Below are 17,969 nucleotides of genomic sequence, written 5' to 3' on the forward strand. Positions count from 1 at the left end.
GTTTAATTTTGGCTAAAAACTTATATTCGTATACAAATTACGCCTAAGTTATGCGCCATTTTTTAACGCTGTTTTTAATATTTTGTTTTTGTTCAAAGATCTTTGGACAGAATTTCGATTTTGGTAAAGTAAGTATCTCGGATTTCTCGACTACGCCACTGGATAGCAATGCCAACGCTATTGTTTTAAAAGAATTTGGACAAAGTTCCGTGTTCGTCGATGATTATGATCATCGGATCAAATTGATGCATGAATACCATGTCCTCATTCGTATAAATAATAAAGAAGGATTTAAGAAAGCTAATTTCGAAATACCGTCCTACAAAAGAGGAAGTTATGTCCGTGACCACCTGGATGAATTGAAGGCTGTTACCTACAACTTGGAAAACGGACAGATTATTCGAGCAGAACTTGAAAGTAAAAAGGTTTTTAAAGAAAATTACTCCACTTACCTCGATCTGAACAAATTCACACTTCCCAATATTAAAGAAGGATCCATCATAGAAGTTTCTTATCGGACACTCGAACAGGATCTATTTAATTTTAAGACATGGGAATTTCAGGATGATATCCCCAAATTACAAAGCCAATATATCGCAATCATACCAGCATCTTTTACCTATAATGTGGTATTGCGTGGTCCTTATAGACTTGATGACCAAAAAAAGGGAGAAGTTTTAAAGGAATATCTTTTTTTGGATGGAGTAAGAATGGATTGTTCAAAGCTCACCTATACGATGTCCAATATTCCGGCTTTTGTTGAAGAAGACTTTATGACTTCCCCAAAAAATTTTAAATCTGCCATATATTACGAACTCGAATCCATATTCTATCCAAGCACTGGTGTCAAAAAAACATTTAGTAAAACATGGAAAGATGTTGACACAGAATTAATGAATGAGAAGACCTTTGGTGGGCAATTCAAAAAAACAGATCTATTCAAAACTACGCTATCAACGCTTTTATCTCCAGACGACTCAAAATTGGTAAAGGCCATTAAAATCTATGACTACATCAAGAAACAGATAAAATGGAATAACTATCTTGGAAAATATTCCGAAAATGGGATCGAAAAAGCGCTAGAAAAAAGAACTGGTAATATTGGTGATATCAATTTATCGCTGATCACAGCCCTACAAGCAGCGGATTTAGATGCCTATCCAATTATTTTATCGACAAGACGAAATGGTAATCCCAATTCGCTATTTCCTGTATTATCTGACTTTGATTATGTAATCGCCTGTGTGGACATTGACGGAATAAAATATAAATTGGACGCATCAAATAGCTATCTTCCCTTTGGCTCATTACCTTTGCAATGTCTCAATGAGCGTGGCAGAATCATATACTCCAAAAAGAGTTCAGATTGGTTCCCCTTAGCCTCCGAGGAGATCTCCGAACAATATTATACGTTGACGGGAGTACTGAATGAACAAGGTCAAATTAAGGGCACACTCACCATCAGCAGTCAAGGTAATAAAGCGCTCTTAAAAAGACAGCATATCGCTAAATTCAATTCGCTCGAAGAATATTGGGAAAAACTAGATGAGGAAATGCCCAACGTTAGTTTTACGAATGCCAAAATTGAACATCTTGACGAACTTGATCAGCCACTGAGCGAAACGTTTGAAATTACACTGGAGGTGAATAAACAACCCGAAAGCAACCTTTTATCACTTGCTCCAAATGTCATCGATCGCATATCGTACAATCCCTTCAAAATTCAGGACCGCACTTATCCTGTAGATATGGGATTTAAATCTAAACTTCAATACAATATTCAATTAGAAATCCCAGAACAATACGAAGTAACCGATAAACCACAAAATATATCTTTGGCTCTTCCCGAATCTGCTGCAAGATATAAATACATCACACAGCTAGCTGGCACCAAACTAGAGGTTATGGGGAGCCTTAGTTTTAATAAACCAATATTTACGGTAGACGAATACTTCTCTTTAAAAGAGCTCTATTCTCGTATTATACAACAGCAGAAATTAGACATTAGATTAACCACAAAAAAATGAAAACGTTATTTGCCAATTTAGCCTATTTCCTTATACCAATTGCTTCAATTGCTCAGGAAAACTACGATATTGCCCAGATTCCGGGTGTGCTAAAAAGTCGGGCAGTAGCAACAGTCCGAAATGACAAAACTGTTGTGGAAGTAAAATCGCCTGAGCAAGTCACGGAAACTGTCACGCGTGTCATTACTGTTTATAATAAAAATGGGGATTACTATGCCGCCCTTCCAATACATTATAATAAATCAAATGAGATCAAAAACATCAAGGGAGCTATCTATAATGAGATGGGGATATTGCAGAAAAAAATAGCAACCAAGGATTTTAAAGATGTAAGTGCTGTTGACAATAGTACAATGTTCGCTGACTCAAGAATGAAGGTCTATATCCCGGATTATCATAGTTACCCCTATACCGTCGAGTATCAATATGAAGTAAGGCATAAACAAAACTTAATCATTCCCTCATGGACTCCTGAAGTTTCAAACAATGTATCCGTTGAAAAAAGCAGCTATCAATTCATAAGTCCAATAGGCAGTGAATTCCGAATTGAGTCAAAAAACTATAAAGGCAATATTAAAGAAGAGAAAACCGATAAAACAGTCAGTAAAACCTGGAGTGCAGAACAAATTCCAGCTAAAAAAGAGGAATCTTATAGCCCCAATCCTAACCTGAAGAGAACAAGTTTATTAATCGTTCCCGAAAACTTTGTTTATTATGGAAAAGAAGGCAACTTTAACGATTGGAAAGAGTATGGTGACTGGTTTACAACCAAATTGTTGAGCAAAAAGCAAGATCTTACTGAAGCCTCAAAACAGAAATTCATATCACTTACAAAAAATGCCGCATCGGATCGGGACAAAGCCAAGATCCTTTACGATTATCTGCAAAAAAACACGCGATATATCAGTATCCAAATTGGAATTGGTGGACTGGAACCTTTTCCGGCATCTGAGGTTGACCGTTTAGGTTATGGTGATTGCAAAGCCCTGGTCAATTATATGGCAAGCATGTTATCTGCTGTAGGTATACCTTCTTACTATTGTATGGTCGAAGCGGGTAAGCGTAAGGAAAATTTTCATAAGACATTTGCAAATGTGCAGGATGGCAATCATGCGATTCTATGCCTACCATTCAAAAATGACACAACCTGGCTAGAGTGTACCAGCCAAAACCTTCCTTTTGGATTCCTGAGCAATTTTACGGATGACAGAGATGTGATTGCTTGTACCGAAAATGGCGGTGTAATTATGCATACACCAAAATATACCAATTCAACCAATCTTCAGGTTCGTAATGCCGATCTCAGTCTCTCCGATGATGGCAGCATAAAAGGATCGTTAAACACAAAGTTTTATGGAACGCAATATGAGAATCATATGGAAATTCTTTTGGCGAGCAATAACGAAAAAACAAAGCTGCTGACAGAGTACTATAATATCGATAACATCAATTTTGAACAGGTTAAATATACAGAACACAAAGAACACAATCCATTCATTGAAGAGAACATCTCCATTTCCATTAAAAACTATGCTGTAAAAAATGGAAATAAGATGCTGATTCAGCCAAATATATTCAACACACAATCCAGCATATCCGAGAATAAGAACCGTACGGAAGATATTTTTATTGAAAGGGGATTTGTCGATATTGACAGCATAAACATCACACTGCCGGAAAACATCGTAAAAAAAATAACCCCAGAGCAGAAAGTAATTGAAAAACCATTTGGAAAATATGAATTGAAATCGGAGATAAAAGGAAATAAACTTTTCACCTATAGAAAATTGGAGCTCTTTGAAGGGAATTATCCGGCAAGCAACTATGAGGATTTCTTTCAGTTTCATAAAGAAGTGAGCAGTTCCGATAGAGGACGTTATAATCTGAGCCTATTGTAATATCTTCCTAAAATATTTACCAGAATATGAAGATTGTCAAACAACCGGATAAAGCAATTATTGTATATTAGCTGAATGACAGAATATGCAGCTATTTTTGATATGGACGGAGTAATAAGCCATACAAATCCCTTTCACGCTGAAGCATTCAGAGCTTTTTTTAAAAACCATAACGTCCATCAAGCTACTGAAGAAGAATTTGAACAGCATATGTATGGCAAACACAACAGCTATATTATGCAACATTTTTTTAAACGTCCAATCTCACCTGAGGAATTGCGTACGCTTGAGTTTGAAAAAGAGCAACTGTTCAGGGTAATCTATAAGGAACATGTTGCGCCGATCAAGGGCTTAATTGAGTTTCTGAAGGACTTAAAAGACAAGGGCTTCAAACTTGCGGTAGCAACTTCCGCCCCAAAAGAAAATATGGACTTAATTTTGGATGAATTAGAGATCCGAGATCTCTTCTCTTCAACCTTGAGCAGTGAAGATGTCAAATTGCACAAACCGCATCCTGAAGTTTACTTGAAATCAGCGGAGAATCTGGCCATGCCGATTGAAAGATGCATTGTATTTGAAGATTCTTTCTCTGGGATTACAGCAGCTAAAAATGCAGGCATGAAGGTTGTTGCCGTACTATCTACCCATAAAAGAGAGGATCTTCCCCTGAGCGATATCTATATCAGAAACTATACTGAAATTTCGGTCGCGAATATAAAAGCTATATTGCACTAAAAGAAGCTCATCAGAAAATGATCGATAAATTGACACAAGGCCCTATTTAACTTTGTTTCTTCAATTTAATACAGCGGAATTATAGCAAAAATGTATACAAAAAATAAGGGCTTCTTTGGGAAGCCCTTATTTTTTGTTAATCTCTTTTGAGACCAAATTTTTCGATCTTACTATAGAGATGACTCCGTTGTATATCCAGGTCATCCGCAGTTTTGGAAACATTCCAGTTATTTTTTTCCAATTTATATTTTATAAATTCTTTTTCTGCATGATCTTTATAATCCTGAAATGAATCAAACGAATCCATATCCAGTCCGTAATTTACCGTGCCTCTCTCATGGGCAATTCCATTGACAGGTTCACGCGAAGGATTAGCAAATGCAATAACATCCTTATCGGTAATCGATTTATCACTCAAAATAATCAACCGTTCGATCATGTTACGCAATTCACGTATATTTCCGGTCCAAGGCAGATGACTTAATTCTTTCATTGCAGCATTTGTGATTTCTTTAACAGGAATACCATATTCCATACAGATTTCCTCACAAAAGTTTGTTGAAAGTAAAGGAATATCATCGACACGATCTATTAATGCGGGCACATGGATTAAAATCACCGAGAGACGATGGTATAAGTCCATTCTAAAATTGCCGTCTTCAATTTCCTTAAGCAGATCTTTATTGGTGGCAGCTACAACACGTACATTGACATCGATTTCTTTATCTCCGCCAACCCGGGTGATTTTATGCTCCTGTAAAGCACGTAGCACTTTGGCCTGAGCAGAAAGGCTCATATCACCTATCTCGTCCAAAAACAGTGTCCCGCCACTTGCCTGTTCAAATTTACCGATACGCTGTTTTATCGCCGAAGTAAAAGAGCCCTTTTCGTGTCCAAATAATTCCGATTCGATCAGCTCAGAAGGAATAGCGGCACAGTTTACTTCAATCAAAGGAGCTTGTGAACGATTTGATTTTTCATGCAGCCAACGGGCCACCAGTTCTTTACCCGAACCATTCGCTCCGGTAATCAATACTCTTGCTTCTGTTGGAGCAACGCGATCGATCGTTTCTTTAATACGTTTTATTGCTCCCGATTCTCCTAATATATCTTTGGTTTTTGAACTACTGACCTTGCGTTTTAAAACTTTGGTCTCGGTGACAAGAGAACTTTTATCCAAGGCATTCCGAACCGTAATAAGTAACCTGTTTAGGTCCAACGGCTTTTCTAGAAAGTCAAAAGCTCCTTTTTTTGCTGCTTCAACGGCCGTTTCAATCGTTCCATGGCCAGAGATCATGATAAAAGGAATATCTGGACTGCTCTGATGTGCTTCAGATAACACTTCCATTCCGTCCATGTTGTTCATCTTGATGTCACACAGAACCAAGTTGACCTTCTCCTTTTTTAAAATATCCAATCCATCGCGACCATTGTCAACATCTAAAATCGTATAATCTTCATATTCCAAGATATCACGCAAAGAACTTCTGATGGCGCGCTCATCGTCAATGATTAAAATTGTACTCATAAATTCAGCGTTATGCTATTTTCAATTATGGATATCAATATAAGGTTTTTTTAGCAATTAGCGAAAAAGAAGCAAACCTTGTAAGCCGGGTTCTGTAGACCACCGAAGTGGAATTTCTATCATTTATCTAGATTTGCCATCGCTGACAAACTCAATCAACCTACCCATTGCGAATTCCAATAAATTGAAAGAAGACGAGCAGCCTTCGGGTTTCGCAACCTATTTGGTCTTTCAACACACGAGGTTTACCGTAGTGTATGTTACCATACAAGACCGTAAGCTCTTACCTTACGTTTTCACCCTTACTCCGAAAAGCGGTATATTTTCTGTGGCACTTTCTGTCTGCTATTTACATAGCATCCTTCCCGTTAGGAAGCGTGTCGCTCTATGTTGCCCGGACTTTCCTCTCCTCCCTAAAGAGCAGCGATAGAACCAGTTTGCTTCTGCGCAAAAGTAGCGATTTTAGTTGGATAAACAGCCTATTTCTTTATAATTTCCACGAAGCTGCGCTTAAGACCTCAGGCACAACAAAAATTACGCAATACTCCTGCGTAGATAACATAAAGTTTCGTATTTTCATCTAAACTTGTACCAACAACTTATGGCATTAAACAAACTTGCACTGATCCGTTATAAAACAATAGATAATTGTCTGCGCTTAAGACATCGTAAATGGACTTTGGAAGACCTCATGGAAAAAGTTTCCGATGCTCTTTATGAATTTGAAGGTATCAAAAATGGCATAAGTAAACGTACTGTGCAAGGTGATATCCAGTTGATGAGAAGCAATAAACTGGGATATAATGCACCAATCGTCGTTACACATCGTAAGTTTTATACCTACGAAGACCCAAACTATAGTATAAGCAACTCTCCTATTTCGGTTGGCGATATGCAAAAAATGAAGGAAGCTGTAGAGGTCTTAAAACATGTTAGTGGCTTTTCAAGCTTTGATGAAATGAGCGATATTGTCGCACGCCTCGAAGATAGCATCCATACTAAAAAAGACAATCAACCCTCCATTATCCAAATGGAAAACAATAATCTTTTGAAGGGCTTATCATTTATTAGTCAGCTCCATCAGGCCATTCGCGAAAAAACACCGCTTCTTATAGGCTATCAATCCTTTAAAGCGCAGCAAAAACAAGATCTGATATTCTCCCCCTACCTCTTAAAAGAATATCGCAATCGTTGGTTTCTCATCGGCCATCACAGAAAAAATGAGGGCTTGATGACGCTTGCCTTAGATCGAATTGATACAATCGAAGAAATGGGCAAAAATTCATATATAACCTATTCGGGAATAGATTTTGAAAGATATTTTGCCGATACTATTGGGGTGACGAAAACACAGAAAGACCGTGGCCAACGTGTTATCCTGGAAATCAATGCAAGGAATGCACCTTATGTCGAAACAAAGCCATTACATTCTTCACAGCAGATTTTAGACAAAAAGGAAGATGGATCAATTTTGGTCCGCATTGATGTAGTCCTTAATTTTGAGTTGGAAAGGGAAATATTAGGCTTCGGTGAAGCGATCAAGGTAATTGCCCCGCGCAATTTGCAGAACCGGATAAAACAGCGGTTAACAGCAGCATCTCAGCTATATCTCGATCAATCGAAAAAAAGTAACGATACCTTATAGAATTACATTTTTTTCAATCTTCTCTCGGCAAAAATCTGGATCGGGCATTCACAATAGAACAAAGGAATGATCTGGGCGAACGCATTCTAAATGGCTTGCGCAATTGCATAACCACTAGCCCAAGCCCATTGGAAATTATAACCACCAAGCCAACCCGTCACATCAACAGCCTCACCTCCGAAATAAAGACCTGGTATTTTCTTGGATTCTAATGTCCTACCGTGCAATTCTTTCGTCGAAACGCCGCCCCGCATCACCTCCGCTTTATCGTAGCCCTTATCACCCGCAGGTCTGACCTTAAAGTGATGAATTGTATCTACGATCAACTTAGCGTCTGCTTTGCTCAGGGATGCTATTTTGAGGTCCAATGCCAAGAATTTACCCAACGCATCCACCAACTTCCTGCTAAAATAATCATTCAGCAATTGGGATACCATTCGCTTTCCGCCCTGCTGCCGCTCTTCCTTGATCAACTGTTCAAGATTAAATTTTGGAAGTAGATCTATCGTGATCTCCTGCCCAGGACTCCAATAACTTGATATCTGGAGTATTGCCGGGCCGCTCAACCCCCAATGTGTAAATAATATATTCTCTTCAAAAGCGATGTTTGCTGTGGACACTTTTGAAAACACTGAATTACCAGCGAGAGAGCTGTACCAATCAGCATCTTTACCTGTAATTGTTAAAGGCACTAGTGCCGGGGCAGTCTTCACAATTTCTAGCTCAAACTGTTTTGCGACACGTAAAGCAAAATCAGATGCGCCTAGCTTTTGAACCGGCAGCCCGCCTGAGGCAATAACCAGCTTTTTAGTTTCATACTGATATTCCCCTTTCGAATGCTCTGCCTTTACGATAAATCCATTAGCACTCTTTTCCACCGAATTCACAAGTATATTAAGCGCAATATCCTGTCCGGTTTCATAAAGAATTTTTGAGAATATTGCAACGATATCTTTCGCCTTATTGGTCTCCGGAAATAACTGCCCTAAGGTTTTCTCCTGTCCTTTAATACCGTATGCTTCGAAAAAATCGATGGTATCGTCGACCGTCCATTGCTTAAAAATACCATGTAAGAAATCGGGATTTTCAGAGATAAAATTAGCGATAGTGGTCCCGGTATTTGTATAATTACATCTTCCACCTCCTGAAATCAAGATTTTTGCACCAACTTTATCATTACGCTCCAATAACAGTGTTTTCTTGCCCTGCAGTCCTGCCTGCGCTGCGCACATAAGACCGCAGGCACCGGCGCCAATGATAATCGCATCGTATGTCTTCACTGTCTGATATTAATAAGCAATCAATTGACCATCAACCGGAACAACGCGCCGCTCTTGTTGGCTCTGGTAACCAAGTTCGATAATACGAATCACGTCCCGTGCCTGGTCTGCCGAAGTTAGTAAGGTCGCGTGGCCTAAAATAGTATCCGCAACATTTTGATAAAAGTCAGGATAAGATCCACGTTCCGACACAATGATTTCCTCTATGTCCTGGCCATTTTCAACAATGTTCAGTTTACCATAAATACTTGGATCCTCCATTCCCCAACTAGGGTCTTCATCCGGAAACTTACCGTCCCGCAGTAAGGCTTCTTGGGGGTCAACGCCATTTTTTACAAAATTGCCATTCATACCAAAAACACGATACCGTGAGGTCGGTTCTTTCGCAAGCATTGATCCTTTCAGAGAGACTCTCAGGTTGTCATAGTACAGAATACATTCAAAATTATCGATGGTTTTTGCATGATCACGTTGTATGGCAAGGTCTGCAAATACCGCGTCTGGCCTTCCGAATAACTGTAAAGCCTGGTCGATAAGGTGCGATCCTAAATCATAAAATATACCCGATCCGGGTATATTTTCCTCACGCCATGCATTTGGCCGCAAATAATTCCGGAAGCGGTCAAATCTCGTTTCCAAATTTACGATCCTCCCCAGTCGTCCACCTTTTATGATTTTCACAAGTGTACGGAAATCCGAAGTAAATCTCAGATTATGATAAGGAGCAAGCACCAGGTTCTTTTCCTTTGCGAGCGCAATTAACTCGTCAGCTTGTTCGACTGTATTTGTAAAAGGTTTCTCTACAACAACATGTTTTCCCGCTTCCAAAGCTCTTTTTGCGAGGGGATAGTGCATATCGTTAGAGGTAGCAACGACGACCAGCTCGATTGTATCATCAGCAAAAATTTCATCTGCAGATAATGCGATTTCAGCTTGCGGAAAGCGCTCTTTCAATAAAGCCTGTTGTTCAGCTTTACGCGCAGTAACCTTTACAAGTTCCAATGCCGCAATCGAACGCATAACGGGGGCATGAAAAACCTGCCCCGAAATACCAAAGCCTATAAGGCCTACACGAATCTTTCTCATATTGTTACATTCTTTCTGGTACAGAGATACCCAACAGCTCCATCCCCTTAGCGATAACTTTAGCTGCAGCAGCGGACAGATGCAACCTAAAATTCTTTACGTCATCAGCTTCGGCTTTCAATATGCTCTCTTCGTGATAAAATTTATTATATAATTTGGCAACCTCGTAAATATAATTTGCCAATTGTGCTGGACTAAATTCCTGTGCAGATGCTTCAATCGTTTCGGGAAATGCGCCCAACTGCTGAATCAGATCACGTTCGTAAGGCGAGATGGACGTCAGCAACGAAACAGGGCTATTGCTATCAAATCCAGCCTTACTCAAAACAGACTTGATACGCGCATGAGTGTATTGAATAAAAGGTCCGGTATGTCCCTGGAAGTCTACCGATTCGTTTGGATCAAACAATAGGCGTTTCTTCGGATCTACTTTCAATAAAAAGTATTTTAACGCCCCCATCCCTATCGTGTTATAAAGTTCAGCCTTCGCCTCTTCGGTCAAACCTTCGGTTTTCCCAAGTTCTTCCGTACGTTCCTGCGCAGTTTTAAGCATTTCAGCCATCAAATCATCAGCATCCACGACAGTTCCTTCACGGGATTTCATTTTACCGGAAGGTAAATCAACCATCCCATAAGATAAGTGGAATAGTCCGTCTGCCCAGGACTTACCTAATTTTTTGAGGATCAAAAATAATACCTTGAAATGGTAATCCTGTTCGTTACCCACTACATAAATAGATTCACTCATCTTGAACTCATCATATTTAAGCTGTGCGGTACCCAAATCCTGTGTAATATAAACCGAGGTACCGTCGCCACGGAGCACCAATTTTTGGTCCAGTCCTTCATCTGTCAGATCTATCCAAACGGAGTTGTCCTCTTTCTTAAAGAAAACACCTTTGTCAAGCCCTTCCTGAATAATATCTTTACCTAACAGATAGGTATCGGATTCGTAATAATATTTATCAAAGTTTACGCCCAATTGTTTGTAGGTTTTTTCAAAACCAGCGTAGACCCAATTGTTCATGGTCTTCCAGAGGCTAATCACCCCTTCGTCTCCTGCTTCCCACTTTTGAAGCATAGACTGCGCTTCTTTCATCAGTGGCGCATTCTTTTTTGCTTCATCTTCTGACTGACCTTCCGCTTTCAATGCTTCAATTTCTTTCTTATACTCTTTATCGAAGACTACATAGTATTTGCCCACAAGGTGATCACCTTTCATTCCTGTAGACTCCGGCGTTTCTCCGGCACCGAATTTCTGCCAGGCCAGCATGGATTTACAAATATGAATACCGCGGTCGTTTACTAGATTTGCCTTGATCACTTCATAACCATAGGCCTTCAGAATTTCAGCAACAGAATAACCTAATAGATTATTTCGGATATGACCCAAATGCAGTGGCTTATTTGTGTTGGGCGAAGAATATTCAACCATCAATTTCTTTCCATTCGCCGGAAAGACACCAAAATCTTTGGCAACAATCGTTTCATTCAATAAGGAAACCCAGTAGTCATCGGAAAGTACAATATTCAAAAAACCCTTTATCACATTGAAGTCCGAAATTTCAGCAATATGTTGTTGCAAGTAGGCACCGATCTCTTTACCTGTTTGCTCCGGTGAAGATTTCGAAAAGCGGGTTACCGGAAAAGTTACGATGGTAATTTGCCCTTCAAACTCCTTTCGGGTCGCCTGTAAAGCAATTTGATGTTCTAAAATATCTGCATTATAAAGCGTTTTAACAGCCTGTACAGTGACTTCAACAAGTCGCCTTTGAATAGAATTTGCCATTTAATGATTTTGTAAATTTTACAACTTCCTGATAGTGAACTGGAAATAAATAACATTCCTTATTTAGGTATTCACCATTAAAGTATATCTTTGCAAAAATAATAAAAAATGCAGAGCTATCAGGAATTTCTTGACTTAAGTGTTGGTTTTCCGCAAGACGGATTCGAAATCATCGACGACGAATTGTATTTCCACGATTTGAATTTAATGGAAATGATAGAAACGTACGGTACGCCGTTACGTTTTACTTATTTGCCTATCGTCAGCAAAAAAATTCAACAAGCGAAAATCCTGTTTCAGACCGCTATTCTGAAACACAACTATCGTGGAACTTACAAATACTGTTATTGTACCAAATCCTCTCATTTCAAGCATATCGTAGAAGAAGCCTTGAAAAATGACATCCACCTTGAAACTTCGTCTGCATTTGACATGCCGATGATTGACTCATTGGAGAGACAGGGTACCGTAACAAAAGACATTACAGTCATCTGTAATGGATTTAAAACCTACCAGTACAAGCAGTATATTGTGGATATGATCCATGATGGATATAAAAATATTATACCCGTACTGGACAACAAAGAAGAATTCAACCTATACGACGATGAAATTGAATTGGACGAGCCCTGTGCCCTGGGAATTCGCATCGCCTCGGAAGAACAACCTGATTCTCAATTTTATACATCAAGACTGGGCATTCGTCAAGAAGATGTTGTAGAATTCTACAACAACAAAATTGCTGACAACCCCAACTTCAAAGTAAAACTGCTTCACTTCTTTATCAATTCGGGGATTTCAGACACACCATATTATTGGAATGAGCTGGAGAAATATGTAACCCTCTATTGTAAATTTAAAAAGATAAACCCTGACCTAGACACCTTGGATATCGGTGGTGGAATGCCTTTTAAAGATTCACTGGTACACGATTTCGATTATGAATATATGGTCAACGAAATCGTCAACCGGATCAAACAAATCTGCGCACACCACGAAGTGATGGAACCGGATATTATTACAGAATTTGGCAAATATACCGTCGCTGAAGCATCAGGCATCCTATATAAAGTACTGGGACGTAAACAACAAAATGACCGCGAACGCTGGTTTATGATTGATGGATCTTTCATTACCAACCTACCAGATGTTTGGGCGTTGAACCAAAAGTACATTCTATTACCGATCAACAATTGGGATTCAGAGTACGAACGCGTCAACTTGGGCGGAATCACCTGTGATGGCCAGGATTATTACAATCAGGAAGCACATATGAACTCTGTTTTTATGCCTAAAACACGTAAAGTACAATACCTAGGTTTCTTCCATACAGGTGCTTATCAAGACGTATTGAGTGGCTACGGAGGAATTCACCATTGTTTACTTCCTTCGCCAAAACATGTTTTGGTTCGTAGAAATAGAGATGAGACGTTCAACTACGAAGTATTTGGAGAGGAACAAAATTCCAAACAAGTCATGAAGCTATTGGGCTATCAATAAAATACTCCATCTAAAAAATGGCACTCTAAATTTAACGCATCTTTTCAGTGCGAATCAACCATAAGAGATAGGTCTGGATCTTAAGATCCAGACCTATTCTTTTAGGTCGCTACCCTACTTTTTCCAATCATCTGCACTCTAAGCTCTCCCCTATCAATCAACGAAACTAACAGTACTTAACTTTATAACAAGTTGCCAATTAACAGGGACTTTATACGGACCTAACAGGGACCTCATTCGGACCTCATTCGGATGAAACCGAATAAAATATGTCTAAACTCCGAATAATATTCCCTATAAACTAGGGCTAATTATGAAGTTGCCTCCCAAATTCCCTAACGCAAACCCATAGCTAATCGCGAAATCTTTAGCAGGAAACTTCTCCGATCTATCAGCTTGCCACAAAATAAAGCAGACCCCTAAATAAGGGGCCTGCTCACTGTATATTTTCCGTTATTTTATGATAATTTTCCTTAAGAAATTCTGCTGCGGTACTCTTTTATTTCGCTACCCAGGCACTGAAAAATTTCAGTACTTTGTCTTCGTCGTAACTTTTCCCTTTCTCCAAACTACCACTCTCCTGTACATGAAGCGTCTTTCCGTTCTTATCCAATACAATAAAAAACGGATAACCTAATTTACTTCCTTCAGGTGCATACTTTTGAAAAACCGCTTCGTTCTTATTTTCTTTCGAATAGTTTAGGTGATAATAAAGGAAACGACTTTTTAGCAATTTATCTACACTTGCTGTTTTATGGATATAATCATTAAATCGCAGGCACCATACACACCAATTCCCTCCAGCCTGAATAATAATATTCTTTTTTTCCTTCTTAGCCAGCTGTATCAAACCATCAATATCTTTTTGCGCATCGGCCTCCGGGTTGTAAGGCTTGATCAGTTCACCCTGTGTTTTTGAAACCTCCTGAGCGATCGCACGTGAATGCACAAATTGGCTTCCCAAAAATACAGCTATCCCCCAAAACAATAATTTAATCCTTTTCATTCTCCAACAAATTATTTATGTGATTTAAAAATACAAAATCATTTTCCCCAAACCAAAACATAAGCCCACTATAATGGTTAAACAGTATATAAAAAAAATATTCATCACAACGACATATAACCAGCCATAATAAAGAAACCATACAATATCTTTCTAGTTTTTAAAAGAATAAAAACTAGAATACCTTATCTAGAAACAAGACAAACATAAACAAACAAAACAAAAGAAAACAAAAGAAAACACAAATTGTTTTCAAATATTTTTCACAAAATTCCTTTAAAATCTCATAAATATACTATAACTTAGTATCAATTGGTTATATCGACCCAGAAAAGGGACAACACCCTAAAACCAAAAACGAAACAAAATGAAACAAGAAGAATTCAAAAGGTCAAAATTAATAGAAAGAATAAAGGACACAAGTGAATGGGATGTTATCGTCATAGGTGGCGGAGCAAGCGGTTTAGGTGTCGCATTGGATGCATTGAGCAGAGGATTCAAAACAATATTATTGGAGCAGGTTGATTTTGCCAAAGGCACATCCAGTAAGGCAACCAAACTGGTGCATGGCGGTGTACGTTACCTCGCTCAGGGAGACATCGCGCTGGTTAAAGAGGCACTTCACGAAAGAGGTCTACTACAGCGAAACGCCCCACATTTAGTCAAAAATCAATCTTTTATCATTCCTAATTATAGCTGGTTTGACGGCCCTTTCTACACAATTGGCATGAAGATATACGATTTCCTTGCAGGCAAACTGAGCTTAGGGAAATCCATACACATCAACAAGGAAGAAACGTTACGGCGAATCAGTACCGTGAGAAAAAAGGGCTTATACGGTGGAGTTGTCTACCAAGATGGACAATTTGACGATTCGAGACTAGCTGTAAATGTAGCGCAGACCTGCATCCAAATGGGCGGTGTAGCACTTAATTATATGCGGGTCACCAATCTCACCAAAAACAATAACGGTAAGGTCAATGGTGTTATTGCCGAGGATACTGACACCGGAGAAGTTTTCACCATCCAAGGTAAAACCATTATCAACGCAACAGGAATTTTTGTCGATGATATACTCAAAATGGACAAACCCGAAGCAAAACAAATGGTCAGACCCAGCCAAGGTGTGCACCTTGTTTTCGATAAATCGTTCCTTCCTGGAGATGACGCAATCATGATACCGAAAACAGATGATGGCCGCGTCCTTTTTTTGGTTCCATGGCACAATCGTGTCATAGCTGGAACTACAGATACACCGATCGACGAACATAGCTTAGAACCCATAGCGCTAGAAAAGGAAATTGAATTTATCTTAAAAACAGCAGGCCGTTACCTTACAAAACAACCAACGCGTCAGGATGCACTTGCTGTATTTGCCGGTCTTAGACCCTTGGCCGCGCCAACAGGAAACTCGAATAAGACCAAAGAAATTTCCCGAAGCCATAAAGTAATTGTCAGTGAATCAAATTTGCTGACGCTAACTGGGGGAAAATGGACGACCTTTCGAAGAATGGGACAAGACACTGTTGATAAAGCAATTAAAATTGGCTGTCTTCCCAAAAAGGAAAGCACATCGGCAACTCAGAAAATCTATAGCGCTATTCCCACAAGCGACCGAAGTAACCACATGTATATTTACGGTTCCGACCAAGAAGCGATATATGCGCTTGCGCAAGAAAATCCGCAATGGGGTGAAAAATTAGTCGAACATCTGGAATTTAAAAAAGCAGAGGTGGTCTGGGCCGTTCGCAACGAACTCGCCCAAACCGTGGAAGACGTACTTTCACGCCGTGTACGCATCCTATTCCTTGATGCAAAAGCGGCGATTACAGCCGCCCCCGAAGTTGCTAAAATACTTGCTCAGGAATTGGGCAAAGATGAAACCTGGCAAAAAAGTCAGCTAGAAAATTTTCAAAAAGTCGCAAAAAACTATATCTTAAACTAATATAAATAACCCGCAGTAATCAATTATGGAACAACAATACATCTTGGCGATGGATCAAGGCACAACAAGCTCCAGAGCCATTATTTTTGATAAGGACAGAAATATCGTTTCAATTGCTCAAAAAGAATTCACGCAAATATTTCCAAAACCTGGATGGGTGGAACACGACCCGCATGAAATCTGGTCTACGCAAGCAGGTGTAACGGCCGAAGCTACAACCAAAGCTGGGTTGAATGGTAAAAACATTGCGGCCATCGGCATAACCAATCAACGGGAAACCGTAGTTGTGTGGGAAAAGGAAAGCGGCAGACCAATCTACAATGCCATTGTATGGCAAGATAAGCGCACAGCGGATTACTGTGACGAACTCCGCCAATCTAACAAACATGAAATGATCCAAGAAAAAACAGGTCTTATCCTAGATCCTTATTTTTCAGCAACCAAAATAAAATGGATTCTTGATCATGTGGACGGAGCCAGAGAAAAAGCAAAAAATGGAGAGCTGATCTGTGGCACTATCGACACTTGGTTGGTGTGGAACCTAACCCGCGGGGATGTCCACATTACCGATGTTACCAATGCCTCCCGCACACTTTTATTCAATATACATACAATGGATTGGGATACGGAGCTTCTTGAATTATTCGACATCCCAGCTGCCATGCTACCCAAAGTTAAGGAAAGCAGCGAAATATATGGCGAGTCCAGAACGACGATTTTCGCACACAAAGTCAAAATCGCGGGAATCGCGGGAGATCAGCAGGCAGCCCTTTTTGGCCAACAATGTACTGAAAAAGGAATGGTAAAAAATACATACGGTACGGGCTGTTTCATGCTAATGAACATTGGTGATAAGCCGATCATGTCTAAAAACAACTTATTGACTACCGTAGCCTGGAAGATCAATGGCAAAACCGAATATGCCTTGGAGGGAAGTATATTTATTGGGGGGGCATTAGTCCAATGGCTGCGGGACAATCTTAATATTATTTACAAATCAGCAGATATTGAACAGTTAGCGCTCGCTGAAAAAGATAATGGCGGGGTAACATTTATCCCAACTTTCGCCGGATTAGGCGCGCCTTATTGGAATGCCAGGGCACAAGGCACTATATTCGGCTTAACACGGGCGACAACAAACGGACATATTGCCCGGGCTTCCCTAGAGGCCATTTCACTCCAGACCAGAGATGTTTTACAGGCGATGGAAGCGGACAGCGGAATCCCGATCAAAGAACTGCGTGTAGATGGCGGAGCAACAGCAAATAATCTGTTAATGCAGATCCAAGCCAATGTACTGGACAGCAATGTGATCAGACCTAAAATTACTGAAACAACTGCATTAGGCGCTGCCTACCTTGCTGGACTGGCTGTCGGTTTTTGGAATAGTGAAGAAGAGCTTGCTAAATTTTGGGCGCAAGACCGTCTTTTTGAACCCGAAAAAGAACAAGCAGAGCAGACTAAACAAATTATTAAACAATGGACTAAGGGCGTTAAGGCATTGCAATTCTGGACAGAAAACTAATCAAT

Annotated in this window: 12 protein-coding genes and 1 other RNA gene; 7 read left to right on the forward strand and 6 right to left on the reverse strand. The window is 39.7% G+C overall.

Annotation, left to right across the window (positions count from 1 at the left end):
- The first annotated feature begins 50 nt into the window (after nt 1-50).
- From ACK8HY_RS08105 to ACK8HY_RS08115, 3 genes are all read left to right on the forward strand, one after another.
- Entirely contained in the window at nt 51-2,027 is a 1,977-nt protein-coding gene (locus ACK8HY_RS08105; protein WP_077432524.1) for a DUF3857 domain-containing protein, read from the forward strand.
- Nucleotides 2,024-3,925 (forward strand): DUF3857 domain-containing transglutaminase family protein, encoded by a 1,902-nt coding sequence (locus ACK8HY_RS08110; RefSeq protein ID WP_416133326.1) that lies wholly within the window; start codon nt 2,024-2,026, stop codon nt 3,923-3,925. Before ACK8HY_RS08105 ends, ACK8HY_RS08110 begins: the two co-directional genes overlap by 4 nt.
- Before the next feature lie 75 nt (nt 3,926-4,000).
- On the forward strand, nt 4,001-4,660 hold the full coding sequence (locus tag ACK8HY_RS08115) for an HAD family hydrolase (protein WP_416133327.1): 660 nt from the start codon (nt 4,001-4,003) through the stop codon (nt 4,658-4,660).
- Nucleotides 4,661-4,796: 136 nt separating this feature from the next.
- Here ACK8HY_RS08115 and ACK8HY_RS08120 read toward each other — a convergent pair whose 3' ends face one another.
- Nucleotides 4,797-6,188: a sigma-54-dependent transcriptional regulator gene (locus tag ACK8HY_RS08120; protein WP_416133328.1), complete on the reverse strand. Its 1,392-nt coding sequence runs from the start codon at nt 6,186-6,188 to the stop codon at nt 4,797-4,799.
- 65 nt (nt 6,189-6,253) lie between these two features.
- Nucleotides 6,254-6,631: RNase P RNA component class A (gene rnpB, locus ACK8HY_RS08125), an RNA gene on the reverse strand.
- 158 nt (nt 6,632-6,789) lie between these two features.
- Here rnpB and ACK8HY_RS08130 point away from each other — a divergent pair.
- On the forward strand, nt 6,790-7,833 hold the full coding sequence (locus ACK8HY_RS08130) for a helix-turn-helix transcriptional regulator (protein ID WP_077432520.1): 1,044 nt from the start codon (nt 6,790-6,792) through the stop codon (nt 7,831-7,833).
- A gap of 86 nt (nt 7,834-7,919) precedes the next feature.
- Here the strand turns inward: ACK8HY_RS08130 and ACK8HY_RS08135 are convergent, their stop codons facing one another.
- From ACK8HY_RS08135 to argS, 3 genes are read right to left on the reverse strand one after another with little or no spacing between them, the layout of a single operon-like run.
- A complete protein-coding gene (locus tag ACK8HY_RS08135) occupies nt 7,920-9,065 on the reverse strand; it encodes an NAD(P)/FAD-dependent oxidoreductase (RefSeq protein ID WP_416133373.1) in 1,146 nt (381 codons plus the stop codon).
- Nucleotides 9,066-9,122: 57 nt separating this feature from the next.
- Nucleotides 9,123-10,199 carry an oxidoreductase gene (locus tag ACK8HY_RS08140; RefSeq protein WP_416133329.1) on the reverse strand — a complete coding sequence of 359 codons (1,077 nt, stop codon included), beginning with the start codon at nt 10,197-10,199 and terminating at the stop codon, nt 9,123-9,125.
- 4 nt (nt 10,200-10,203) lie between these two features.
- Entirely contained in the window at nt 10,204-11,988 is a 1,785-nt protein-coding gene (gene argS, locus ACK8HY_RS08145) for an arginine--tRNA ligase (protein ID WP_416133330.1), read from the reverse strand.
- 108 nt (nt 11,989-12,096) lie between these two features.
- Between argS and ACK8HY_RS08150 the strand changes: the two genes are divergently transcribed.
- The gene (locus ACK8HY_RS08150; RefSeq protein WP_077432517.1) at nt 12,097-13,488 is read left to right on the forward strand and encodes an arginine decarboxylase; all 1,392 of its coding nucleotides are present in this window, start codon (nt 12,097-12,099) and stop codon (nt 13,486-13,488) included.
- A 499-nt stretch (nt 13,489-13,987) separates the two neighbouring features.
- On the opposite strand, the gene ACK8HY_RS08155 is transcribed toward ACK8HY_RS08150, so the two are convergent.
- A complete protein-coding gene (locus tag ACK8HY_RS08155; protein WP_077432516.1) occupies nt 13,988-14,494 on the reverse strand; it encodes a thioredoxin family protein in 507 nt (168 codons plus the stop codon).
- A gap of 367 nt (nt 14,495-14,861) precedes the next feature.
- Between ACK8HY_RS08155 and ACK8HY_RS08160 the strand changes: the two genes are divergently transcribed.
- Both ACK8HY_RS08160 and glpK read left to right on the forward strand, forming a co-directional pair.
- Nucleotides 14,862-16,439: an FAD-dependent oxidoreductase gene (locus ACK8HY_RS08160; RefSeq protein WP_416133331.1), complete on the forward strand. Its 1,578-nt coding sequence runs from the start codon at nt 14,862-14,864 to the stop codon at nt 16,437-16,439.
- 25 nt (nt 16,440-16,464) lie between these two features.
- Nucleotides 16,465-17,964 carry a glycerol kinase GlpK gene (gene glpK / locus ACK8HY_RS08165; RefSeq protein WP_416133332.1) on the forward strand — a complete coding sequence of 500 codons (1,500 nt, stop codon included), beginning with the start codon at nt 16,465-16,467 and terminating at the stop codon, nt 17,962-17,964.
- Nucleotides 17,965-17,969: the final 5 nt, after the last annotated feature.

This window comes from Sphingobacterium sp. NGMCC 1.201703, from assembly GCF_047784615.1.
Lineage (GTDB): Bacteria > Bacteroidota > Bacteroidia > Sphingobacteriales > Sphingobacteriaceae > Sphingobacterium.